This window comes from Streptomyces sp. NPDC050738 (genome assembly GCF_040654175.1).
In the GTDB taxonomy this organism is placed as follows: domain Bacteria; phylum Actinomycetota; class Actinomycetes; order Streptomycetales; family Streptomycetaceae; genus Streptomyces.
Genome location: NZ_JBFAHN010000010.1, coordinates 252,250 through 276,122, shown reverse-complemented (window position 1 = coordinate 276,122; position 23,873 = coordinate 252,250). Strand labels below are relative to the sequence as shown.

22 protein-coding genes are annotated in these 23,873 nt (G+C 70.0%); 12 read left to right on the top strand and 10 right to left on the bottom strand.

The features are described from left to right. Positions 1-497: 497 nt before the first annotated feature. From AB0H78_RS25625 to AB0H78_RS25615, 3 genes are read left to right on the top strand one after another with little or no spacing between them, the layout of a single operon-like run. The gene (locus tag AB0H78_RS25625) at positions 498-1,259 is read left to right on the top strand and encodes a DeoR/GlpR family DNA-binding transcription regulator (protein WP_363236908.1); all 762 of its coding nucleotides are present in this window, start codon (positions 498-500) and stop codon (positions 1,257-1,259) included. After that, positions 1,256-2,209, top strand: a complete 954-nt coding sequence (gene pfkB / locus AB0H78_RS25620) for a 1-phosphofructokinase (RefSeq protein WP_363236907.1) — start codon at positions 1,256-1,258, stop codon at positions 2,207-2,209. Before AB0H78_RS25625 ends, pfkB begins: the two co-directional genes overlap by 4 nt. Beyond that, the gene (locus AB0H78_RS25615; protein WP_363236906.1) at positions 2,206-4,185 is read left to right on the top strand and encodes a fructose-specific PTS transporter subunit EIIC; all 1,980 of its coding nucleotides are present in this window, start codon (positions 2,206-2,208) and stop codon (positions 4,183-4,185) included. The genes pfkB and AB0H78_RS25615 overlap by 4 nt, the downstream gene beginning before the upstream one ends. A gap of 21 nt (positions 4,186-4,206) precedes the next feature. On the opposite strand, the gene AB0H78_RS25610 is transcribed toward AB0H78_RS25615, so the two are convergent. The 4 genes from AB0H78_RS25610 to AB0H78_RS25595 form a co-directional block, all read right to left on the bottom strand. Beyond that, positions 4,207-4,902, bottom strand: coding sequence for a VC0807 family protein (locus tag AB0H78_RS25610; RefSeq protein ID WP_363236905.1), 696 nt, complete (start codon positions 4,900-4,902; stop codon positions 4,207-4,209). Positions 4,903-5,012: 110 nt separating this feature from the next. Continuing rightward, positions 5,013-5,735, bottom strand: a complete 723-nt coding sequence (locus AB0H78_RS25605) for a DUF6227 family protein (protein WP_363236904.1) — start codon at positions 5,733-5,735, stop codon at positions 5,013-5,015. 142 nt (positions 5,736-5,877) lie between these two features. Beyond that, positions 5,878-6,906, bottom strand: coding sequence for a P1 family peptidase (locus tag AB0H78_RS25600; protein WP_363236903.1), 1,029 nt, complete (start codon positions 6,904-6,906; stop codon positions 5,878-5,880). Beyond that, positions 6,903-8,075 carry a low temperature requirement protein A gene (locus tag AB0H78_RS25595; protein ID WP_363236902.1) on the bottom strand — a complete coding sequence of 391 codons (1,173 nt, stop codon included), beginning with the start codon at positions 8,073-8,075 and terminating at the stop codon, positions 6,903-6,905. Before AB0H78_RS25595 ends, AB0H78_RS25600 begins: the two co-directional genes overlap by 4 nt. Before the next feature lie 169 nt (positions 8,076-8,244). Here AB0H78_RS25595 and pflB point away from each other — a divergent pair, with 169 nt between their 5' ends. The 9 genes from pflB (at position 8,245) to AB0H78_RS25550 (ending at position 18,228) form a co-directional block, all read left to right on the top strand. Continuing rightward, positions 8,245-10,512, top strand: a complete 2,268-nt coding sequence (gene pflB / locus AB0H78_RS25590; protein ID WP_363236901.1) for a formate C-acetyltransferase — start codon at positions 8,245-8,247, stop codon at positions 10,510-10,512. Positions 10,513-10,606: 94 nt separating this feature from the next. Then, positions 10,607-11,464: a pyruvate formate-lyase-activating protein gene (gene pflA / locus AB0H78_RS25585; protein WP_363236900.1), complete on the top strand. Its 858-nt coding sequence runs from the start codon at positions 10,607-10,609 to the stop codon at positions 11,462-11,464. 66 nt (positions 11,465-11,530) lie between these two features. After that, positions 11,531-12,658 (top strand): MFS transporter, encoded by a 1,128-nt coding sequence (locus tag AB0H78_RS25580; protein WP_363236899.1) that lies wholly within the window; start codon positions 11,531-11,533, stop codon positions 12,656-12,658. After that, a complete protein-coding gene (locus tag AB0H78_RS25575) occupies positions 12,655-14,946 on the top strand; it encodes a molybdopterin oxidoreductase family protein (RefSeq protein ID WP_363236898.1) in 2,292 nt (763 codons plus the stop codon). Before AB0H78_RS25580 ends, AB0H78_RS25575 begins: the two co-directional genes overlap by 4 nt. 8 nt (positions 14,947-14,954) lie before the next feature. Continuing rightward, positions 14,955-15,554, top strand: coding sequence for a 4Fe-4S dicluster domain-containing protein (locus AB0H78_RS25570; protein ID WP_363236897.1), 600 nt, complete (start codon positions 14,955-14,957; stop codon positions 15,552-15,554). Beyond that, the gene (locus AB0H78_RS25565) at positions 15,551-16,219 is read left to right on the top strand and encodes a Rieske (2Fe-2S) protein (RefSeq protein WP_363236896.1); all 669 of its coding nucleotides are present in this window, start codon (positions 15,551-15,553) and stop codon (positions 16,217-16,219) included. Before AB0H78_RS25570 ends, AB0H78_RS25565 begins: the two co-directional genes overlap by 4 nt. Beyond that, positions 16,216-16,584, top strand: a complete 369-nt coding sequence (locus tag AB0H78_RS25560) for a hypothetical protein (protein ID WP_363236895.1) — start codon at positions 16,216-16,218, stop codon at positions 16,582-16,584. Before AB0H78_RS25565 ends, AB0H78_RS25560 begins: the two co-directional genes overlap by 4 nt. A gap of 2 nt (positions 16,585-16,586) precedes the next feature. Continuing rightward, a complete protein-coding gene (locus AB0H78_RS25555) occupies positions 16,587-18,011 on the top strand; it encodes a NarK family nitrate/nitrite MFS transporter (protein ID WP_363236894.1) in 1,425 nt (474 codons plus the stop codon). Positions 18,012-18,033: 22 nt separating this feature from the next. Then, on the top strand, positions 18,034-18,228 hold the full coding sequence (locus AB0H78_RS25550) for a hypothetical protein (protein WP_363236893.1): 195 nt from the start codon (positions 18,034-18,036) through the stop codon (positions 18,226-18,228). Position 18,229: 1 nt separating this feature from the next. Here the strand turns inward: AB0H78_RS25550 and mscL are convergent, their stop codons facing one another. The 6 genes from mscL to AB0H78_RS25520 all read right to left on the bottom strand — a co-directional run bounded on the left by mscL (position 18,230) and on the right by AB0H78_RS25520 (position 23,800). Then, positions 18,230-18,709, bottom strand: a complete 480-nt coding sequence (gene mscL / locus AB0H78_RS25545) for a large conductance mechanosensitive channel protein MscL (RefSeq protein WP_363236892.1) — start codon at positions 18,707-18,709, stop codon at positions 18,230-18,232. 135 nt (positions 18,710-18,844) lie between these two features. Then, positions 18,845-19,339 (bottom strand): hypothetical protein, encoded by a 495-nt coding sequence (locus tag AB0H78_RS25540; protein WP_363236891.1) that lies wholly within the window; start codon positions 19,337-19,339, stop codon positions 18,845-18,847. 125 nt (positions 19,340-19,464) lie between these two features. Further along, positions 19,465-20,298 carry an S-methyl-5'-thioadenosine phosphorylase gene (locus AB0H78_RS25535; protein WP_363236890.1) on the bottom strand — a complete coding sequence of 278 codons (834 nt, stop codon included), beginning with the start codon at positions 20,296-20,298 and terminating at the stop codon, positions 19,465-19,467. A gap of 95 nt (positions 20,299-20,393) precedes the next feature. Continuing rightward, positions 20,394-20,714 carry an FmdB family zinc ribbon protein gene (locus AB0H78_RS25530; RefSeq protein ID WP_363236889.1) on the bottom strand — a complete coding sequence of 107 codons (321 nt, stop codon included), beginning with the start codon at positions 20,712-20,714 and terminating at the stop codon, positions 20,394-20,396. A gap of 66 nt (positions 20,715-20,780) precedes the next feature. Next, positions 20,781-22,004 carry an MFS transporter gene (locus tag AB0H78_RS25525; protein WP_363236925.1) on the bottom strand — a complete coding sequence of 408 codons (1,224 nt, stop codon included), beginning with the start codon at positions 22,002-22,004 and terminating at the stop codon, positions 20,781-20,783. Between the two features lie 266 nt (positions 22,005-22,270). After that, positions 22,271-23,800, bottom strand: coding sequence for a potassium/proton antiporter (locus AB0H78_RS25520; RefSeq protein WP_363236924.1), 1,530 nt, complete (start codon positions 23,798-23,800; stop codon positions 22,271-22,273). Positions 23,801-23,873 lie beyond the last annotated feature (73 nt).

Genomic DNA, 23,873 nt, shown 5'->3' with positions numbered 1-23,873 from the left:
CCCGCTCTCCCTATCTCACGTACCGGCCCCCCCCTCGTGGCGGGGGTTTTTGGGGGGGGGGGGGGGGGGGGGGGGTATTTCCCCCACCCCGCCCCTTCCCGCAACTGGGGCTGCGCCCCAGACTCCCGGGCCCCGGTAAGCGGGGGCTTCGCCCCCTGCGCCCCCGTACGCGACCTTCGGCCGCGTGTCCTCAATCGCCGGACGGGCCGGATTTTGCTGAACCCGGCTCGCAGGATCAAAGCGGTGGTGGGCAAAATCAAGCCCCTCCGGCGATTGAGGAGCGGGGGTCCGGGGCGGCAGCTCCGGTTTCGGGAAGGGGCGGGGTGGGGGAGAAGGGCCCGCGCAGCGGTGGGCCGCGCGGTCTGCGGGCCCGGGACCTACGGCCCCTATCTGCCCGAACATGCCCAACCATGCCCGATCGTGTTTACTTCGACGACTCGACGTCGTAACCTGGCGGAGAATCAACGAGTTCGGGCACGAAACGGACGTAAATCCACATGTACGCAACGGAGCGCCACCAAGAGATCCTGCGCCTGGCCCGCGAGGGCGGCCGCGTGGACGTCCTCTCCCTCGCGGACCAGTTCCAGGTCACCGCAGAGACCATCCGCCGCGACCTCAAAGCACTGGACCGCGCAGGCCTCCTGCGCAGAGTCCACGGCGGCGCCATCCCCGCAGGCCGCCTCGACTTCGAGCCGGACCTCGCCGAGCGGGAGTCGACCGCCGCCGACGAGAAGGACCGCATCGCGCAGGCCGCCGTCGCCGAACTCCCCACCGAGGGCAGCGTCATCCTCGACGCGGGCTCGACCGTCGCCCGCCTGGCGAACGTCTTCCCCCTGGAGTGCGGCCTGACCGTCGTCACCCACGCCCTCCCCGTCGCGGCCCGCCTCGCCGACCATCCCGGCATCGACCTCCACCTGGTCGGCGGCCGCGTCCGCAACCGCACCCGTGCTGCGGTCGACGCCTGGGCGCTCCGTGCGTACGGCGAGATCCACGCCGACGTCGTTTTCGTCGGCGCCAACGGCTTCTCGCCCGCCACAGGCCTCACCACCCCCGACCTCGCCGAGGCCGCCGTGAAGCGCGCCATCCTCGCCGCGGCCCGCCGGGTCGTCCTGCTCGCCGACTCCGCCAAGTACGGCCAGGACCATTTCGCCCGCTTCGGCGACCTCCGCCAGGTCGACCTGCTCATCACCGACACCAGCCTCAGCCCCCAGGACGCCGCCGCCATCGAGGCCGCCGGCACGGAGGTCGTACGCGCATGATCCTCACCGTCACCCCCAACCCGTCCCTGGACCGCACCTACGAGGTCCCGGCCCTGGAACGCGGCGAGGTGCTCCGCGCCACCGGCGACCGGATGGACCCGGGCGGCAAGGGCGTCAACGTCTCGCGCGCCGTCGCCGCCGCAGGCCACCGCACGGTCGCGGTCCTCCCGCTCGGCGGCGCCCCCGGCGCACTCGTGGCCGAACTCCTCCTCGCGGAGGGCATCGTGGTGGCCCCGGTCCCGGTGGCCGGCGACACCCGCTCGAACATCTCCGTCGCCGAACCGGACGGCACCCTCACCAAGATCAATGCGGCGGGCCCCGAACTCACCGCAGCGGAGACCGAGTTGCTGCTCTCCACCGTCCGCAGCCGCTCCGCCGGCGCCGACTGGATCGCCTGCTGCGGCAGCCTGCCCCCGGGCCTCGCGCCCGAGTGGTACGCGGCCCTCGTGGCCAGGGCCCACGGCGCGGGCGTCCGTATCGCCCTCGACACCTCGGGCCCCTCGCTCCTCGCGGCGCTCCCCGAGCGCCCCGACGTCGTCAAGCCCAACGCCGACGAACTCGCCCAGGCCGTGGGCCGCCCCCTCGCCACCGTCGGCGACGCGGTCAAAGCAGCCGAAGAGCTGCGGGAGTTGGGCGCGGCCGCCGTGCTGGCCAGCCTCGGCGCGGACGGCCAGCTGTTGGTCGCCGCCGAGGGCACGTACTTCGCCTCGGCCCCCGTCGAGACCGTACGCAGCAACGTAGGCGCCGGCGACGCCTCGCTGGCCGGGTTCCTGGCGGCCGGCGGCACGGGCCCCGAAGCCCTGCGCTCGGCGGTCGCCCATGGAGCGGCCGCCGTGCAACTCCCCGGCAGCGTGATGCCGACCCCCCAAGACCTGGACCCGGCCGCCGTCACCGTGACGGCCGACGTCCCGCTGGACCGCGTACTGACGGAGCAAGGGAGCCCCCGATGAGCGAGATGATCACCGCAGCCCTGGTCGACCTCGACCTGGACGCGACCGCCACGACCAAGCAGGAGGCGGCCCGCTCACTCGCGGAACGCATGGTCGCCCTCGGCCGGGTCACCGACCTGGACGGCTTCCTCGCCGACGTCGCGGCCCGCGAGGCCCAGATGCCGACCGGCCTGGACGGCGGCATCGGCATCCCGCACTGCCGCAGCGCCCATGTCACCGAGCCCACGCTGGCCTTCGGCCGCAGCGCGCAGGGCATCGACTTCGGCGCCCCGGATGGCCCGGCGGACCTGATCTTCCTGATCGCGGCCCCGGCGGGCGCGGACGACGCGCATCTGACGATCCTCTCGTCGCTGGCCCGCCAGCTGATGAACGAGGAGTTCACGACGGCGCTGCGCAACGCGGCGGACGCGGCACAGGCGGCGGCACTGATCAGCGGTGACCAGCCCGCACAGGCCGAGCCGGCGCCGGAGTCCGTCCCCACCCCCACCCCCGCCACCCCCTTCCGTATCGTCGCCGTCACCTCCTGCCCCACCGGTATCGCCCACACCTACATGGCCGCCGAGTCCCTGGAGAACGCCGGCCGCGACGCGGGCGTCGAACTCACCGTCGAGACCCAGGGATCCGCCGGCTTCACCCGGCTCACCCCCGCGGCCATCGCCGCCGCGGACGCCGTGATCTTCGCCCACGACGTCCCGGTCCGCGAGAAGGAACGGTTCGCCGGAAAGCCCACAGTCGACGTCGGTGTGAAGGCGGGCATCAACCGCCCGGCCGAGCTCATCGCCGAGGTGCGGGGCAAGGCCGAGCGCGGCGAGATCACCGCAACCGGCGGCGCGGCGTCCCCCGTGGAATCGGCCGGCGAATCCGACGACGGCTACGGCACCAAACTCCGCAAATGGCTGATGTCCGGGATCAGTTACATGGTTCCGTTCGTCGCCGCGGGCGGCCTCCTGATTGCTCTCGGCTTCGCCCTCGGCGGCTACAAGGTCGACAAGGCCCCGTCCGTGATGGAGCACTTCATCTGGACCGACACCACCAGCTGGGCCGCGCTCCTCTTCCAGGTCGGCGGCCTCGCCTTCGCCTTCCTCGTCCCGGTGCTCGCCGGGTACATCGCGTACGGAATGGCCGACCGGCCAGGCCTGGTCCCCGGATTCGTGGGCGGCTCGATCGCCGTCGCGATCAACGCGGGCTTCCTCGGCGGCCTGGTCGCGGGTCTCATGGCGGGCGCGATCGTCATGTCCATCCAGAAGGTCAGGATCCCCGCACCCCTGCGCGGCATCATGCCGGTCGTGGTGATCCCGCTGATCTCCACGGCGGTGGTCGGCTTCCTGATGTTCCTGGTCGTGGGCAAGCCCATCGCCAAGCTCCAAGAGGCCCTGACCGACTGGCTCAACGGCCTGTCCGGTGCCAACGCGATCATCCTCGGCGTGATCCTGGGCCTGATGATGTGCTTCGACCTCGGCGGCCCGCTCAACAAGGTCGCGTACGCCTTCGCGGTCGGCGGCCTCGCCAACCCGACTGACGGTTCGCTCAAGGTGATGGCCGCGACGATGGCGGCCGGCATGGTCCCGCCGCTCGCGATGGCCCTCGCCACGACCGTACGCGGACGCCTCTTCACCAAGACCGAGCGGGAGAACGGCAAGGCGGCCTGGGTGCTCGGGGCCTCCTTCATCACCGAGGGAGCGATCCCCTTCGCGGCGGGCGACCCGCTCCGGGTGATCCCGGCCTGCATGGCGGGCGGAGCGGTCACCGGCGCACTGTCGATGGCCTTCGGCTGCACCCTGCGGGCTCCGCACGGCGGCATCTTCGTGGTCCCGCTGATCGGAAACCCGTTCCTGTACCTCCTCGCCATCGTGGCGGGTGTGGTGGTCTCGGCCGCCCTGGTGATCCTGCTCAAGGGGATGCGCAAGCCGGTCGCCGACGCGGCCGCCGACCGGGCCCTGGCTCCGGAAGAGGCCAAGGTCCCGGTGGCGGCCTGAGGTTCGGCGCCCCGGGCGCGATCAGGCTTCGACCGGCGGAGGTGTGACCCCCAGGGGCTGCGCCTCCGCCGACTGGGCTTCGGCCGCCTCCGTCGCGGCCCTGCGGGCCCGCCCCTTGCGGCCGGTGCGGATCGTGTAGACCATCAGCAGCCCGAGCACCACGAACGGCAGCACATTCGACACCCCGACCATCGTCCCGGTGTCCAGCATGTACACGAGCGCCGCCTTCACCCCGGCCTCCAGCAGGAAGGCCACGCCCCACACCACCGTCAACTTCCGCTGCGAGGTGCGGAAGCCGGGGTACTTGTCCCACATGGCGTTCCAGTCCGCGACCCCCTCGGCTGTCCCGTCCGTACCGAACTTCCGGCCGAAGTAGAAGATCAGCGGCCGCTTCAGCGCCAGGCTGACCAGGAACGCGATCCCCAGCAGCCCGGTCAGGGCGGAGTCCTTGAGGAAGAGCAGCTTCGCGCTGTTGTACGCGAGTGCGCTGAGCGCCCCCAGCACCAGGGTGATCAGGATCAGCATGGAGAACTCGTCCACGCGCCGGTGGATCCCGAAGTAGATCGCGAGCTCCGCGACGGGCCAGCACGAGATCAGCAGCAGTGCGGGGACCTCGTGCATCCCGTGGTCGGTGAGCATTCCGTAGGTGATCCAGGGCAGCACGATACTGAACAGGATCGTGGGTCCCCAGACCGTCAGTATGTTGGTTTTACGCATGGTCGATTCCCTTCCCCCGAGCGGCAGTCAACCGCGTGGTCGGCGGAAGCGAACCATGGGAGTCGGACGTCTTCCGCCACTTGGGAAGGTCTTGACCTCAGGCGTTCATCTCAGCGCACCCGGGAGCGGAGCTCCATCGCGTCGCGGGCCGCGTTTTCCGTTGCGTACACCTCGCACATGTGGCGTCCGTCGGGTGTCGCCGTGTGCTCGACCTCCCAGAGGCTGACCTCGCTGCCGTCGAGCAGCAGGAAGGCGTGCTCGTACAGCGTGAAGCCGCTGGTCTCGAAGAAGCAGCCGGCGCCGAACGCCTGGATGATCTCGTGGGCGAAGGCGCGCCGCAGCAGCCGCGCGGTCACTTCGCCGGGGCGGTCCGCGTTCTCCGCGCGGCGCAGCACGCGGCGGGCGTGGTCCGCGGAGTTGTCCGGGACGTACACCCGGGGGATCTCCATCGCGGGCGCGGACATCAGCGACCTGAGGATCTCCAGATCGGCTTCCGGTTCCTCCTCGGGGGACGCCCCCTCCAGGGGATAGGACGCGCGGACCCGTGAGGCGGCGAGGCGGGCCTCGTCCTCCGACACGTACAGCTCGTGCTCCGTGTTGTGGACCATCTCCCAGAGGGTGAGATGGCTGCCGTCGGCGAGCAGGAACGTATGGCGGTAGGTCTCGCGGTGCAGTCCGGACAGCGAGCTGTGGTGCGAGGAGTGCAGTGAAGTGCTGTGCGCCAGCGAGGAGTCGAGGCGCCCGACAACGCTGTCGGGCAGCTCAAAAGAATTGAGGGCACGCCCGAGGAGCTTCGCGAGGTGCTCCTCGGTGGTCTCGGAGGGATCGCTCAAGGTGACTCCAGGCCGTCGCGGCTTGTGACGAGTGTTGGACTTAACGTAGCTCCTGGGTCTGACAATGGTGCCTTGGTTTCAAAAACGACCGGGGGCGCACACGAAGTTCCCGTACGCCCCGTCAATTCCCGTGCCCTGTATGTCAGTAGACGCCGGGCGGGCCGTAGAGATCGCGGTACGCGGGGAACGTGCCGCCGGGCCCTTCGACGGACCGGGCCGCCCGCACCGCTTTCACCACGGCACGTGCCAGTGCGTCCGCCCCGGCGGCCAGGATCTCGTTGAGCGCGGCCGCGTCGGGCGCGGGTCCTGTGCAGGTGGCGAGGGTGAAGACGGTGTCGCCGTCGTGCATCAGATGGACGGGGCGCACCGCGCGGGCGAGCCCGTCGTGGGAGGTGCCTGCCAGCTTCTGCGCCTGCGCGGGGGTGAGCGCGGCGTCGGTGGCGACGACGGCGATCGTGGTGTTCAGCGGGGGGCGCACGTTCGCCGCGCGCGCCTCCGTGAGGCGGCTCTGTGCCGTCGCGTGGATCTCCGCGTCCGGGTACGCGGGCCGCTCCGGGCCGCCGTACTCCCCGTACAGCACGCCCGTCAGCGGATCGATCGGCGAGCCGACGGCGTTGACGACGGCGATCGCCCCGACCCTCGCCCCGGAGGCGGTCGTCACGCTCGCCGTGCCGACGCCGCCCTTCATGCCGCCCGCGACCGCGCCCAGGCCCGCGCCGGCGTTGCCCTCCTCGACCGTCGCGCCGACTCCCGTACGGGCAGCGGCCTCCACGGCCGCCCGCCCCGTCGACGCGTCGGGCCTGGCGTGCCAGTCGCCGCCCCGCCCCAGGTCGAAGACGCACGCCCCGGGGACCACCGGCACGACGCCGGGACCCACCGGGAAGCCGCGGCCCTGCTCCTCCAGCCAGGCCATCACCCCGGACGCCGCGTCGAGTCCGTACGCGCTGCCGCCCGTCAGCACCACCGCGTCCACCCGCTCGACGAGGTTGCGCGGATCGAGGGCGTCCGTCTCGCGCGTGCCGGGCCCGCCGCCGCGTACGTCGGCACCGGCGACCGCGCCGCCCTCGGGGGCGAGCACGACGGTGGTGCCGCTGAGCGCACGCTCCCCGGGTACGCGCGCGTGCCCGACCCGGATCCCTGCGACGTCGGTGATCGCGTCTGCTGTTGTCATACGGCCGATTCTGCTTCCGCCGCGCCCTGTCGCGACAGCGTCACGCCGACGACCACGGTCAGCGCGGTCACCAGACCGGCCACCAGGACCGCCCGGTCGCCCGCGAACGTCGAGGCGAGCACCGCCAACGTCGATACGGGCAGCGTCAGTTGCTGCGCGGTGGTCCGCTTGAAGTGGCGTGCGTGCAGCAGCCACACCGTCAGCAGGAACACCGCGGCCGGAACCGTCACCGCTGCCGATGCGGCCCGTACCGAGATCTCCGCCTTGCCCGAGGCCTGCTCCACCACGACCTCCATGCCCGCCCCGATCGCGGCCGCCGACCCGAAGACGAGGAAGTGCCCGTATCCCCACAGGAATCCGTTCCGGGCGCTCGCCAGATACTCATGGATCGGCACCGCGAAGTAGATCCACCAGGCGGCGAAGACGATCAGCAGCCCGCCGCCCGCGATCGGCAGCAGCTCGCCCAGCGCCTGGTGCTCGTCGATCGACTCCTGTACGGCGACGGTCGCCGCGGCCACCGTCTCGCCGAGCACGATCAGCGTGAACAGCCCGTACCGCTCGGCGATGTGCCCGGGATGCCAGGGCAGCGGCGACGGGCGCTCCGCCCACCACGGCACCAGCATCTCGGCGACGGCCATGGCGGCGTAACCGACGGGCCCCGTGTCGAACACGAGCAGGGCGAGCACCCACCCGACCTGGCAGAGCGCCACGCCGCCGGCGTACCGCAGCGCCGTACTGCGAGCCCCCGGGTCGGTCTCGGAGAGGGCGGCCCGCAGCCACTGGCTGCAGAGCGCGAGGCGCATCACCAGATAGCCGGCGACGACGAGGCGGTAGTCGGCGTCGTCGAAGGCGCGGGGCACCCCGGCGGCGAGGACCAGGACGCCGGCGATCTGCACGAGCGTGACGACGCGGTAGAGGGTGTCGTCGATGTCGTAGGCGCTCGCGAACCAGGTGAAATTCATCCAGGCCCACCAGATCCCGAAGAAGATCATGACGTAGTGGAGGATGCCCTCGCCCGGGTGCCCGGCGGCCAGCGCATGGACGAGACGGCCGCCCGCCTGGGCGACGGCGACCACGAAACACAGGTCGAAGAAGAGCTCCAGCGGGGTCGAGGCACGGTGCGCCTCGTCGCGTGAGCGTGCGGTCATCAGTCGTGGGGTGAGCGGCATGGGCCCAGGACATCAGAGAAGTGGGCCGCAAGGCCTTAGGTCCCGGATAAAACACCAGGTCGGCGGGACCTTCGGTACCGGAACGAGGACCATTGCGGGCTGCGGGACCGCCCGTACAGGAGTGGAATGGGGGAGAAGGCAGAGCACGATGATTCGGAAGGTGCGGGCCATGACTGCAGCGGCAGCGGAGCCGAGGACCAACGGGGACGCGGGGAAAGCCTGGGAGGGCTTCAAGGGCGGGCTGTGGCGGGATGCCATCGATGTCCGTGACTTCATCCAGCAGAACTACGCCCCGTACGAGGGCGACGCCTCCTTCCTCACCGGCCCCACCGCACGCACCACCGCCGTCTGGGACAAGCTCCTGGGGATGTTCCCCGAGGAGATCGCCCGGGGCATCTACGACGTGGACGTGAAGACCCCGTCCCGTATCGACGCCTTCGAGCCCGGCTACATCGACAAGGACCTCGACCTCATCGTGGGCCTGCAGACCGACGCCCCGCTCAAGCGCGCGATCATGCCCAACGGCGGCTGGCGGATGGTCGAGTCCTCGCTGAACGACTACGGCTACGAAGCGGACCCCGAGGTCCGCGAGATCTACACCAAGCTCCGCAAGACCCACAACGCCGGCACCTTCGACGCGTACACCCCCGAGATCCGCGCCTGCCGCTCCTCGGGCGTCATCACGGGCCTGCCCGACGCGTACGGCCGCGGCCGGATCATCGGCGACTACCGCCGCGTGGCCCTGTACGGCGTGGACCGCCTCATCGAGGCGAAGGAAGCCGAGAAGGCGTACGTCGGCGAGCAGTGGGCCACCGAGAGCATCATCCGCGACCGCGAGGAGATCTCCGAGCAGATCAAGGCGCTCGGCGAGCTCAAGGCCATGGCGGCTTCGTACGGCTGCGACATCTCGGGCCCCGCCACCACCGGCCGCGAGGCCATCCAGTGGACGTACTTCGCCTACCTGGCGGCGGTCAAGGAGCAGAATGGCGCGGCGATGTCGCTGGGCCGCACCTCGACCTTCGTCGACATCTACCTCCAGCGGGACATCGAGGCGGGCCGGATCACCGAGGCCCAGGCCCAGGAGTTCATCGACGACTTCGTCATCAAGCTCCGTATCGTCCGCTTCCTGCGCACCGAGGACTTCAACCAGGGCTTCTCCGGCGACCCGACCTGGGTGACCGAGTCGATCGCCGGCATCGGCGAGGACGGCCGCCCGCTGGTGACCCGCTCCTCCTTCCGCTACCTGCAGACGCTCTACAACCTCGGCCCGGCCCCCGAGCCGAACCTCACGGTCTTCTGGTCGCCCGAACTCCCCAAGGGATTCAAAGACTTCGCGTCGAAGGTGGCCATCGACACCTCGGCGATCCAGTTCGAGTCGGACGAGCTGATGCGCCCGAAGTACGGCGACGACACGGCGATCGCGTGCTGCGTCTCCCCGTCCGCCATGGGCAAGCAGATGCAGTTCTTCGGCGCGCGCGTGAACGTCGCCAAGGCGCTGCTGTACGCGATCAACGGCGGCCGCGACGAGAAGTCCGGCAAGGTCGTCGCGAAGGGCTTCGAGCCCCTCACCGACGAGGTCCTCGACTACGAGACCGTCGCCGAGCGGTACGACGCGATGCTGGACTGGCTGGCCAAGACGTACGTCCACGCCATGAACGTCATCCACTACATGCACGACAAGTACGCCTACGAGCGCATCGAGATGGCGCTCCACGACTACAACCCGATGCGCACGATGGCGTTCGGAGCGGCCGGCCTCTCGGTCGCCGCCGACTCCCTGTCCGCCATCAAGCACGCCAAGGTCCGCCCGATCCGCGACGAGACCGGTCTGGCGGTCGACTTCGAGATCGAGGGCGACTACCCGGCGTACGGCAACAACGACGACCGCGCCGACGGCCTCGCGGTGCAGATCGTGCACGACTTCATGGGCAAGCTGCGCCAGTACCCGACGTACCGCGACGCGGTGCACACCCAGTCGATCCTGACGATCACCTCGAACGTCGTGTACGGCAAGAAGACCGGCAACACCCCCGACGGCCGCCGCGCCGGCGAGCCCTTCGCGCCGGGCGCCAACCCGATGAACGGCCGCGACGAGCACGGCTACATCGCCTCCGCCCTCTCCGTCGCGAAGCTGCCGTACGACGACGCCGAGGACGGCATCTCGCTGACCAACACCGTCACCCCCGACGCACTGGGCCGCAGCCCCGAGGAGCGCATCGGCAACCTCGCGGGCGTCCTGGACGGCTACATCGCGGCCGGCGGCTTCCACATGAACGTCAACGTCCTGAACAAGGCGACCCTGCAGGACGCCATGGAGCACCCGGAGAACTACCCGCAGCTCACCATCCGGGTCTCGGGCTACGCGGTGAACTTCGTACGCCTCACCCGCGAGCAGCAGCTGGACGTCATCAACCGCACGTTCCACGGCTCGCTCTAGACAGTCTCCGCAGCCCGGGGCCGCGCTTCCTCGCTCCGGCCCCGGGCTGCGGTGCCATCCACCAGGTCATACCGTGAGACCAGGAGGTCCTGCCATGACCGCCGTACTGCTGGGATCCGACATCCCCGTCGGAGAGCCGCCCAACGCCGACGCCCCCGATGCCCCCGGGGTCGCCGCCTGCGCGGAGGCCGCGACACCGGCCGGGGCCGCCACGCACCGCCCGATCTCCGGATCGGTGCATTCCTGGGACCTGTCGACCGGGCTCGACGGCCCGGGGACGCGTTTCGTCACGTTTCTCGCGGGCTGCCCGCTGTCCTGTCTGTACTGCCACAACCCCGACACGATGAAGATGCGCAACGGCAAGCGCACGTCGGCCGACGAGATGGTCGCCGAGGCGGCCAAGTACACGACCTTCATCAGGGCGTCGGGCGGTGGCGCGACCATCAGCGGCGGCGAACCGCTGCTGCAGCCGGTCTTCGCCGGTGAGCTCTTCCACCGCTACAAGCATGAACTGGGCCTGCACACCGCCCTGGACACCTCGGGATATCTGGGTGCGCGCGCCACCGACGCGATGCTGCGCGACGTGGATCTGGTGCTGCTGGACATCAAGTCCTGGGAGCCCGCCACGTACCGCGAGGTCACCAGCCGTGACCTGCGGCCCACCCTGGATTTCGCGCGCCGTCTCGCCGATCTCGGCAAGGAGGTGCATGTGCGCTTCGTGCTCGTCCCCGGACTGACCGACGCCCCTCACAACATCGACGGCGTCGCCGCCTTCGCCGCGTCCCTCGGCAATGTCTCGCGGGTCGACGTGCTGCCCTTCCACAAGCTGGGCGAGGCGAAGTGGGAGGCGCTCGGCAAGGACTTCACGCTGCACGACACCCCGTCGCCGACCCCGGACCAGGTCGCGGCGGCCAAGAAGATCTTCGCGGGACACGGGCTGCAAGCCATCTGAATGAACCGACCACCCGTCTGTCCCCTAAAAACGGCATAAAACGGGCGTAATTCCTAAAGTGGCGGGGTGACCGAGCCGCCTGCACCCCCCGCCGCACCACCGCCCGTCCCCGACGGGCCCCCCGCGCCACCCGTATCGACCGCGCCGCCCGCACCGGCCGCCGCAGCTCCCCGTTCCGTCGCCACGAAGGCCACGCTGGTGGGCGCGGCGGTCTCGCTGCTTCTGGTGGTGGCGATCGTCCTCGGCAGCCGCTTCCTGGAGAGCTTCGACTCGGCGCTCCTGCCGTACGCCGTCGCCTCCGTCTTCCTCGCCTTCGGCGTCGCCTACCGCTACACGGTGTGGATCTCCGCCCCCGGCGCCCGCCGCCTCTTCCGCCAGGGCTGGCGCAGCCTCTTCTCGATGGACAACTTCCGCAAGGCGCCCGTCGCCCTGCCGAAGATGATCGCCACCTACCTCGGCTTCCAGAAGTTCCTCGGCGCCCGCTCGCACGCCCGCTGGGCGGCCCACCAGCTGATGTTCTGGGGCTGCCTGCTGGCGGCCGCGATCACCTTCCCGCTCGTCTGGGGCTGGTTCACCTTCACCTCGTCGACCGGCTCGGGCCCGGGCTACGAGATGCGGATCTTCGGCTTCAAGGTGCTCGGCTACGACTCCTCCAGCGTCATCGGCTGGCTGATGTTCCACGGCCTGGACATCGCGGCCGTGCTGGTCATCCCGGGGGCCGCGTACTTCCTGTGGCGCCGGATGAAGGACCGCGGCGCGATGACGGGACAGCGTTTCGCCTACGACCTGGTGCCGCTCATCGCGCTGATCGTCGTCTCGGTGACGGGGCTGCTGCTGACCTTCTCGTCGCTCTTCCTCCACGGAGGCGGCTACGAATTCCTGGCGATCATGCACATGGTCTCGGTGGTCTTCACCCTCATCTACATCCCGTTCGGGAAGTTCTTCCACATCGTCCAGCGGCCCGCCGCCGTGGGGATGCAGCTCTTCAAGTACACGGCACGCCAGGACGAGCAGATCTTCCACTGCCGCCGCTGCCAGGAGCCGGTGGACACGGGCCCGTACGTCGAGAACCTCCGCTCCACCATGCGCGACCTCGACCTCGACTTCGACCAGTGGGCCGAGTACTGCCCGCGCTGCAAGCGGGTGCTGCGCGGCAGCGCCTACCTCACCCAGGTGAAGAAGGGCTTCAAGTGACGCTCCCGCTCGACCCGTCCATCGCACCGCCCGGCACCCGCAACTTCCGCGACGCGGGCGGCATCCCGGCCGACAAGTGGCACGCCGACCAGAACGGCGAGACCCTCGTCCCCACCCACTGCTGTTTCTGCGGAGTGCAGTGCGGGATGTATCTGCGCGTCGACAAGGGCGGCAAGGTCTTCGGCGTGGAGCCGCGCAACCACGACATCAACCGGATGCGCCTGTGCCCCAAGGGCATCAACGCCTACCAGCAGGTCAACCACCCCGACCGGCTGACCGCCCCGCTGATGCGCCGCTCCCGCGACGAGGAGTTCCGCGAGGTCTCCTGGGACGAGGCACTGGACTTCACGGTCTCCGAGGTCCGCCGCATCCAGTCGGCGTACGGAAACGACGCCTTCGGCCTCCTCGGCGGCGCGAGCCTCTTCTCCGAAAAGACGTACCTGGTCGGCAAGTTCGCCCGGATCGCCCTCAAGACCAAGCACGTCGACTACAACGGCCGCCTCTGCATGGTCAGCGCCGCCGGCGCCAACAAGCTGGCCTTCGGCATCGACCGGGCGGGCAACCCCTTCTCCGACATCCTCCTCTCCGACTGCCTGCTCATCGCGGGCTCCAACCTCGGCGAGTGCTTCCCCGTGATGACGCAGTACGTGTGGGGCGCCCGCGACCGCGGCGCCTCGCTCATCGTCGTCGACCCGCGCGAAACGGCCGTCGCCCGCACCGCCGACATCCATGTCGCGCTCAAGCCGGGCACGGACGCCGCCTTCTTCAACGCGGTCCTGCACGTGATCGTCAAGGAGAACCTCACCGACGAGGAGTTCCTCGCCGCCCACTGCACCGGTTGGGACGAGGTCAAGGCCAAGGTCGCCGAGTACACCCCCGAGCGCGCCGCCGAGATCTGCGGCATCCCCGCATCCCAGGTCGTCCAGGTCGCCCGCACCTTCGCCGCCGCGGACAAGGCGATGGCCTGGCACGCCCGCGGCATCGAGCACCACTCGCAGGGCGTCGAGAACTGCCTCACCGTCATCAACCTCTGCGCAGCCACCGGCAACATCGGCAAGCCCGGCGCCGGTTACGGCACGATCACCGGCCAGGGCAACGGCCAGGGCGGCCGCGAACACGGCCAGAAGTCCGACCTCCTCCCCGGCGGCCGCTCCATCCTCAACGAGGAGCACCGCAAGCAGATCTGCGAGATCTGGGGCATCGAGGAGTCCGAACTCCCCACCGCCGGAACCTCGATGATGGAAATGGTCTGGCAGATGCAGCGCCGCGAGATCCGCGGGCTCATCGGCATCTGCAACAACCCCTTCGTCTCCCTCCCCAACTACGCCGTGGTCAAGGAGGGTTACGACACCGCCGAGTTCCACGCCCAGTTCGACTTCTTCCTCTCCGAGACGGCGGCCAACGCCCACGTCGTCTTCCCCGTCACCACCTGGGCCGAGGACGAAGGCGTCATGGCGAACGCCGAGGCCCGCGTCGTCAAGCACAACAAGGCGCAGGAACCGCCCTCCGGAGTGCGCACCGACACCTGGGTGATGTGCGAACTCGCCCGCCGCCTCGGCGCCGGCGACAAGTTCGACTTCCCCGACTCCCGCTCGGTCTTCGAGGAACTGCGCGTCGCCTCCGCGGGCACGGTCAACGACTACTACGGCATCACCTACGAGCGCCTGGAGGAGACCGGGGGCATCGCCTGGCCCTGCCCCACCACGGATCATCCCGGCACCCCCCGCCTGTTCGAGGACGGCCGCACGTACCACCCCGACGGCATGATCCACATGCAGGTCGTCGACTGGCACCTCCCCATGGACCCGTACGACGACAACCACCCGATGTCGCTCACCACGGGCCGCACCGTCGCCCACTTCCTCTCCGGCAACCAGACCCGCAGGCTCGGTGGCCTCGTCGAACAGACCCCGCGCCCCTGGGTGGAGGTCCACCCCTCGCACGGCTTCAAGTCCGGCGACCCCGTCCGGGTCGTCACCCGGCGCGGCAGCGAGGTCTTCCCCGCCCTGGTCACCGAGGCCATCCGCCCCGACACCGTCTTCATTCCGTACCACTGGCCGGTCCCCACGGCCGCCAACGCGCTCACCATCGACGCCCTCGACCCCCGCTCCAAGATCCCCGAGTACAAGGTCTGCGCCTGCCGCATCGAGGCCGCCGATCGGATCGACGAAGTCCCCGCACCTCCCACCGCGCCGGGCCACCAGGCCTACCCGGAGACCCAGGTCTCGCGCACCGACCCCCTGCCGCCCACGTCCCCGCAGGGCCGTGGCACCGCAGACAGGAGCTGAGCCCCGCCATGATGGGTAAAACGATCTTCATCGATCCGGGCCGCTGCATCGGCTGCCAGGCCTGTGTCTCCGCCTGCCGCGAATGCGACTCCCACCGAGGCAAGTCGATGATCCACCTCGACTACACCGACCCCGGCCAGTCCGTCGCCTCCCTCCCCACGGTCTGTATGCACTGCGAGGACCCGGTCGCCCCGTGTGCCGAGGTCTGCCCCGCCGACGCGATCCTGGTGACCGCCGACGGAGTGGTGCAGCAGGCCGACACCACCCGCTGCATCGGCTGCTCGAACTGCGTGAACGCCTGCCCCTTCGGCGTCCCCAAGATCGACCTCCAGGCGAAGCTGCAGATGAAGTGCAACCTCTGCTACGACCGCACCGCCTACGGTCTCGCCCCCATGTGCGCCACGGTCTGCCCGACCGGAGCGCTCTTCTACGGAACGCTCGAAGAGCTCCAGGCGGAGCGCCCCGGTGTCCAGGTCGCCGACTCCTTCGCCTTCGGCGACGTCGTCGTCTCCACGGGTGTGGCCATGGTCGTCCCCGCAGACAAGGTCCAGTGGCCGGTGCCCGGCGGGCTTCCGGTCGTCGAGGTGAATGGAGTCGACGTCCGTTGAGCGTCACCGAACAGCCCCCCGCCCAGCCGCCAGGCGGCGACCCGCACCAGGAGCCGGACCTCGCCCGCGCCGCCCTGCACGACCGGATCGCCGCGGACTCGCTCACCACCCGCCGCGACTACCTGCGCATCGTCGCCACCGTCTCCGGCGGCCTCGCCGTCGGCGGCCTGGGCGTCGCCGCGGGAGTCCTGCCCCGCCACGGGGACACCGAGGGAGTCCCCGAACCCAAGAAGGTCACCGACCGGCTGCTGCCCGGCCAGTCCATCTCCTTCCGCTACCCCGGCGAGGAGGACCGCGCCGTCGCCGTACGCCTGACGGACGGCACCCTCGCCGGCTACTCCGCCATCTGCACCCACCTCGCCTGCGCCGTCCTGTGGCGCAAGGAGCGGGGCAGCGAGGGCGAGCTGTACTGCCCCTGCCACGAAGGTGTCTTCGACGTCCGGACCGGCGAGGTCACCGCGGGCCCGCCGCCCCGGCCGCTGCCCAGGGTGCTCCTGACCGAGGAGGCCGACGGCAGCGTCTGGGCCGTCGCCACCGCACGCTCGGGGGAGTCCACCAAGGACGCCCTGTGCCGTGAGTTCAAGGACTCCGACTCCCCGGTGGCCGGCCGGCTCGGCTGCCGGGGGGCCGCCGTACAGGACCAGAACCAAGGGGAGCAGCGATGAGCGACGCACAGCCCCCGCCCCGGCCCGAATACCACCCCGGCAGCGCCGATCCGAGGCTCAACCGACCGGTCGCCGAGCGCTATCCACAGATCCGCCCGACCAGCGGCTACGCCGACCCGCGGGTCCGGCACACCGGCCCGGGACCGGGCGCCGGCACCGACCAGGAGCCGGAACGCTCCGCCCGGCTGACCGCCCGCCTCGTCCTCGCCCTCACCGTCGTGGTCGGCCAGCTCTGGGCGCTGACGGTGACCGTCGACACCTGGATGGAGGGCCACACCGGAACAGCCTGGTGGGGCGCCGGATTCCTCTGTCTCTCCTTCCTCGTCGTCCTCGCCCTGTGGCGCCTCGACCCCAAGGACCGCTGACCATGAGCACCACAGCACCGACACCGCCGCCGACCGGGACGGACACCTATCGCCCCGGCACCACGATCAACGACTGGCGCCCCGAGGACGAGTCCTTCTGGGAGTCCACAGGTCGCAAGGTCGCCAACCGCAACCTCTGGGTCTCCGTACCGGCGCTGATGCTGGGCTTCATCGTCTGGCAGGTCTGGTCGGTCACCGTCGTCCAGCTCACCGACGTCGGCTTCAGCTACAGCGAGTCGCAGGCGTTCTGGCTGACGGCGATCCCCGGCATCACCGGCGGTACCTTCCGCATCCTCTACACCTTCATCGGGCCGATCTTCGGTGAGCGGAAGTTCACCGCGTTCTCCACCTTCATCCTGGTCGGACCGATGCTCTGGCTGGGCTTCGCCCTGCAGGACACCTCCACCCCCTACTGGGAGATGGCGCTGATCGCCGCGGCCTGCGGCATCGGCGGCGCGAACTTCGCCTCCTCCATGGCCAACGTCGGCTTCTTCTTCCCCAAGAAGGAGAAGGGCAACGCCAACGGCATCAACGGCGGCCTGGGCAATCTGGGCGTCTCGGTCGTCCAGCTGGTCGCCCCGCTCGTCGTCACCGCCGCCGTCCTCGGTTCCCCGGCCGGTGACCCGCTCACCAGCGCCAAGAACGGTGATGACGTCTGGCTGCAGAACGGCGCCTTCCTCTGGGTGCCGATCCTGGTGATCCTGGCGCTGCTGGCCTGGTTCCTGATGAACGACCTGAAGGTCGCGGCCGCCCCCTTCAGCAAGCAGAAGATCATCTTCAAGCGCAAGCACAACTGGATGATGACCTGGCTCTACGTCGGCACCTTCGGCTCGTTCATCGGCTTCGCCGCCGCGCTGCCGAACCTGATCAAGACGACCTTCACCCCGATCGACTCGGCCTACTCGGCCACCACCTACGCCTGGGTCGGGCCCTTCATCGGCGCACTGATGCGCTGGGCCGGCGGCTGGCTCGCCGACAAGATCGGCGGCGCCCGCGTCACCATGCTGTCCTTCGTGGGCATGGCGGTCTCCCTGGTCGTCGTGATCAACGCCCTGCCCTCGGGCGGCGACGACGGCAACTTCTGGGTCTTCTACGGAGGCTTCCTGTTCGCCTTCTTCTTCTCCGGACTCGGCAACGGATCCACCTTCCGCCAGATCCCGGTGATCTTCCGGGACCAGCACATGAAGGGCTCGCTGCGGAGCGAGTCGGAGAACGAGGCGCAGGCGCTGAAGCAGTCGGAGATGGAAGCGGGGGCCGTCGTCGGCTTCAGCTCCGCGATCGCCGCCTACGGCTTCTTCTTCATCCCCGCGATGTTCGCGAACTTCGCGATCACCAGTTCGCTCTGGTGCTTCATCGTCTTCTACGCCACCTGCCTGGTGGTCTGCTGGTGGTTCTACGCCCGCAAGGGTGCCGAGGCGCCGAGCTGACACTCCGCCGTACCCTGGATGCATGAGCGCCACCGACCCCACCCCGGCCCCCGAACCGAAGCCCAGGCCCAAGCCGAAACTGGATTTCGACGACCCGATGGACCAGCAGTCCTCGGACGACACGGACCAGGGGTGGGGCGAGCGCCCGTCCGGCGGCAGCAGCAGCGCCGCCGACCTGGCGCGTTTCCTCGACGAGAAGCCGCCCCACCACCTCTGAGCTACGGGCTGACCCGCCCCGGCCCGCCCTGGGCGACCAGTGCGTCGCGGATCTCCTTCAGCAACACCAGTTCCGTGACCTCGATGGTCTCCTGCACGGCCTCCTTCATCGTGGACTTCTCCCTGGTGGCCTGCCGGGCCAGGTACTTGGCCATCGGCACCACCATCAGGAAGTAGACGACCGCGGCCGTCGCGACGAAGGAGATGACCGCGCCGAGGACCGCACCCCAGCCGATGTAGACGCCGCTGACCTTGCCGGCCGCATCCGCCACACACGGGCCCTTGAGACAGAGCCGGTACCCATCGAGGTTGCTCGTGCCGAACGCACCGACCAGCGGGTTGATGACGTTGTTGACGACGGAGTTGATCACCTGGGTGAACGCGGCACCGATCACCACCGCGATCGCCAGGTCCACCACATTCCCGCGTGTCAGGAAGGCCTTGAAGCCTTCCAGCAGGCTCGTCTTTTCCTCGCTCGTCACAGCGCACCTCTTCACAGTCGCGATCGGGGGAAGGCCCCCCGGCGCCACCTAAGTCGGGGCGTCTCGGCGGTGTCCAATCCGCCGAATCGATCGAGTGAACCGCAGGAACGGCGGTACGAATCAGCCGTGTTGAGCTCAGCACAGTGTTACCGCCAGCCGTGACGTCGCACTCGCCCCGGCCAGCTCCGCCGCCGTCGCCCGCCCCACGCTGAGCACGACGAGCGCCCCGCCGTCGCCACCGGCCCCGTCGTCCCGCACCTCGGGGACCCTGGCGACCCGGGCCCCCGAGGCCACGACCCGTGCCTTCTCGTCTCCGGCCGCGATCACATCGACCCGGTCCCCGGGCCGCAGCAGCCGCACCGTCGCCGCATCCGCGATCCGTACCGGCGCCGACACCACATCGGCGCGCGGCCGCTCATGGAGCGGCAGTGCGTGCTGTTGCTGAGGACGCCCCGGATCGCGCGGCGCCGAAGCCGCCAGCGCCGCCGCGGTCATCGCGAGCCCCGCCGCCATCGCCCGCCGCCTGCGGTGCACGACCCGCCGCAGCCGGTGCCTTCCGCCGTGCACCCGCAGCGGGGCGAAGGGAGGAACCGCGGACGTGGGAGGAGGTACGTACGGTACGAGTCCCATGGCAACCACCGCCTGATCGTGAGGAGCCCGGGCAGTTCACCGGGCGCTCCTCACGATCCACCGTCCACCGAAATCCCGCTGAGCCCTGTGGACCACCAGCCGGATGTGGACAACTCGCTCACCCGCTAGGGGAGTTCGATCCCCGTATCGAGACCGTCCAGCGCGTGCGAGCACAGGCAGTCGCGCCCCTCGCTCGGCTGCAGCCCCGCCACCGCGTCGAAGAGCACAGGGCGCAGCCGGTCCACATTGGCCGCGAAGACCTTCAGTACTTCCTCGTGCGAGACGCCCTCACCGGTGTCGGCGCCCGCGTCCAGGTCGGTCACCAGCGTCATCGAGGTGTAGCAGAGCCCCAGTTCACGCGCGAGGATCGCCTCCGGGTGCCCGGTCATGCCCACCACCGACCAGCCCATCGCCGCATGCCACCGCGATTCGGCCCGCGTGGAGAAGCGCGGCCCCTCGATCACGACCAGCGTGCCGCCGTCGACCGGCTCCCACGAACGCCCACGCGCCGCCGCCACGGCGGCCTTGCGCCCCTCGGGGCAGTACGGGTCGGCCAGCGACACATGCACCACATTCGGCACAGAGCCGTCGGCCAGCGGCTCACCGTCGTAATAGGTCTGCGCACGCGACTTCGTACGGTCCACCAGCTGATCGGGTACGAGCAGCGTCCCCGGCCCGTACTCGGGCCGCAGCCCGCCCACCGCGCAGGGCCCGAGCACCTGGCTCACGCCCACCGACCGCAGCGCCCACAGATTGGCCCGGTAGTTGATCCGGTGCGGCGGCAGATGGTGACCGCGCCCGTGCCGGGGGAGGAAAGCGACCTTGCGCCCGCCGATCTCACCCAGGAAGAGCGAGTCGCTCGGCTTCCCGTACGGGGTGTCCACCTCGACCTCGGTGACGTCCTCCAGGAAGGAGTAGAAGCCCGAGCCGCCAATCACGCCGATCTCTGCGTTCGCCATGCGCATCACAGTACTTGGGCCCAAAAACCCGGAAAACGCCGAGGGCCCCACCGCCGGTGTACGACGGTGGGGCCCTCGGTGAAGTGGATCAGTGATCAGGCAGCGGACGAACCGCTGGACGCACTGGACGTGCTCGCCGGCTTGGCGGCGGCCGCGGGCTTCGACTCCGCCGGCTTCGACTCGGCAGGCTTCGACGCCGAGGACGACGACGTCGTCGCAGGCGTGGAGCTCGACGACGAGCCACGGCTGTCGTTCCGGTAGAAACCAGAGCCCTTGAAGACGATGCCGACCGCCGAGAACACCTTCTTCAGGCGTCCCTCGCAGTTCGGGCACACGGTCAGGGCGTCATCGGTGAACTTCTGCACCACCTCGAGGCCCTCGCCGCACTCGGTGCACTGGTACTGATAGGTCGGCACTTGATCCTCCTGGCACTCTCACTCAGTGAGTGCTAACGACGCTCCATAGTGACGTATTCCGCTGGATCAGTCCACTGAGACGGGCACGCGGTGACCCACGCCACGCGCGACGACCCGCGCCTCACCCCTCCTGGGCGCCAGCCGCGAACGCAGTACGAACAGCGTGATCAGCGCCAGCACCGTGCCGCCCATCGGCACCAGGAACCCGGCCCCGTCCCAGAAACGGTCCTCCAGCTGACCGGCCAGCGTGACCGCGCCCGCCTGCCCCAGCGCGACCGCACCGGTCAGCCAGGTGAAGGCCTCCGTACGGGCGCCGGGCGCGACCAGCGAGTCCACCAGCGTGTATCCGGTGATCAGCGCGGGCGCGATGCAGCAGCCCACCAGGAGCCCGATCCCGGCCAGCAGCAGCGCCGAGTGCGCCGTCCACAGACCGGAGGCGGTGACGGCGAGCGCCGTGTACCCGACCAGCAGGCGGCGCTGCGGCGCGACCTTCCAGGCGATGGCCCCGCAGACGAGCCCGGAGATCATGTTGCCCGCGGCGAAGACGCCGTACATCAGCCCGTTCCAGCCGGGGTGCCCGATCGACTCGGTGAACGCGGCCAGCGAGACCTGCATCCCGCCGAAGACGGCACCGATCCCCAGGAACGCGACGAGCAGCACCCGGACGCCCGGCACCGCCAGCGCGGAACCGTGGCGATCGGCCCCCGCCAGATGCCCCGAAGGCACCGGCTGGGTCGCCTTCTGAGCGGCGAAGAGCAGCCCGCCGACCAGCGTCAGCGAGGCCTCGGTGATCAGCCCGGCGGCCGGGTTCACCGCGGTGCACAGGGCCGTCGCGAAGAGCGGCCCGAGCACAAAGGTGAACTCGTCCGTGACCGACTCGAAGGCCGCGGCGGTCGGCATCAGCCTGCTCCCGCCCACCTTCACGCCCCAGCGCGCCCGGACCATCGGTCCGATCTGCGGTACGGAGGCGCCGGTCGGCACGGCGGCCGCGAAGAGCGCCCACAGCGGTGCGTGCGTCAGCGCGAGCACGGTGAGCGCGACGCCGGACGCGGTGTGCACCAGCACGCCGGGCAGCAGGACGGCCCGCTGGCCGTGACGGTCGGCGAACTTGCCGGTGAAGGGCGCGAAGAGCGCCATCGAGACACCGGCGACGGCGGAGACCGCGCCGGCGGATCCGTACGAACCGGTGGTGTGCTGCACCAGCAGCACGATGGAGATGGTGAGCATCGCGAACGGCTGGCGCGCGGCAAAGCCGGGCAGCAGGAAGTTCCATGCTCCAGGGGTACGCAGAAGCTGTCCGTATCCGGGGCGCTTCTCAGCGCCGGTGCCGGTGCCGGAGTCAGCGTCGGAGTCGGTCGTGACCGCGGTCGCCACGGCCTGGCCTTTCTGCTGCCTGGTAGCGCGCCCCGGGTCGCGGGGCTGCCGAGAGCTGTCCTCATGCGCGAAAGCGCGGTAGATGCCGGGCTGCCCGTCACTTACGAGGAGGGCGCCTCGACCGCCATACGGTCGCGCCAGCTCTGCTTCAGACAGAGTTGGTCGATCAGTGTCCCGCCAGTCTACCGACCGGACCGGCGCCCCGTGCCGGACTGCGGGCCCGTGCCCAGCCAGCCCGCCAGCTTGCCGCCCTGCCCGATCGCCCGAAGCCGAGCTTCGGCCTGGTCACGTACGGGATCCGTGGCGACGACGAGAAGTTCGTCACCACGTCGCAGCACGGTGGTCGGCGAGGGCACGAAGCTCGTCCCGTCGCGTACGACCAGGGTGACCGCGGCCCCGGCGGGCAGCCGCAGCTCGCCGACCTCCACGCCGTGCATCTTCGACTTGGCCGGGATGGCGACGGAGAGCAGATGCCCGCGCAGCCGCTCCAGCGGCGCTGATTCGATGCCCAGGTCCGAGGCGGCGTCCGAGTTGCCGAGCTTCAGCGCCTTCGCCAGCCAGGGCAGCGTCGGCCCCTGGACGAGGGTGTAGACGACGACCAGGACGAAGACGATGTTGAAGACCTTCTCGCTGCCCTCGATGCCCGACACCATCGGGATCGTCGCCAGGATGATGGGGACGGCGCCGCGCAGCCCCGCCCACGACAGCAGGACCTTCTCCTGCCAGGGAATCCGGAACGGCACCAGGCTGGCGAACACCTCCAGCGGCCGCGCCACCATCGTCAGCACCAGACCCACCACCACCGCGGGCCAGAAGTCGTCCACCAGCTCGTGCGGCGTCACCAGCAGCCCCAGCAGGACGAACATGCCGATCTGCGCGATCCAGCCGAGCCCCTCGGCGAACCCCCGGTTGGCCGGTGCGTGCGGCAGCCTGGCGTTCCCCAGCACCATGGAAGCCAGGTACACGGCGAGGAAGCCCGAGCCGTGCGCCATGGCGCCTGCCGCGTACGCCGCCACCGCGATGGCCATCACGGCGATCGGGTACAGGCCGGACGCGGGCAGCGCGATGTGCCGCAGCCCGTAGGCGCCGAGCCACCCCACCGCGAGTCCGATGGCCGTGCCGATCGCCAGTTCCAGTGCGATCTCGCCGACGAGCATGTACCAGCTGTCGACGGGGCCGACCGTGGAGAAGGCCACGACCAGGATCACCACGGGGGCGTCGTTGAAGCCCGACTCGGCCTCCAGGACACCGGTGACGCGCGACGGCAGCGGCACCTTGCGCAGTACGGAAAAGACGGCGGCGGCGTCGGTGGACGACACGACGGCCCCGATGATCAGCGCCTGACGCCATTCGAGCCCGACCAGGAAGTGCGCACCTGCGGCGGTGATGCCCACGCTCACCGCGACGCCGAGGGTCGACATCACGACGGCCATCGGGAGAGCGGGCTTGACCTCTTTCCACTTGGTGCCCAGGCCGCCCTCGGCCAGGATCACCACCAGTGCGGCGTAGCCGATCACCTGGGTCAGCTCGACGTTGTCGAACTTCACATGGAAGAGCCCGTCCTGCCCTATCAGCATCCCGATGCCGAGATAGAGGAGCAGGGAGGGGAGGCCGCTGCGGGAGGAGATGCGCACGGCTGCGACTGCGATCAGCAACACCAGGGAGCAGACCAGCAGGAGTTCGTTGAGGTGATGGACAGTCAGGGGCTGAATCCTTTCTCCGAATCACGGCAGGTACTTCGTTACCCTACCTAATTCTTGACGATTCCTTGACGCTAGGCGGATC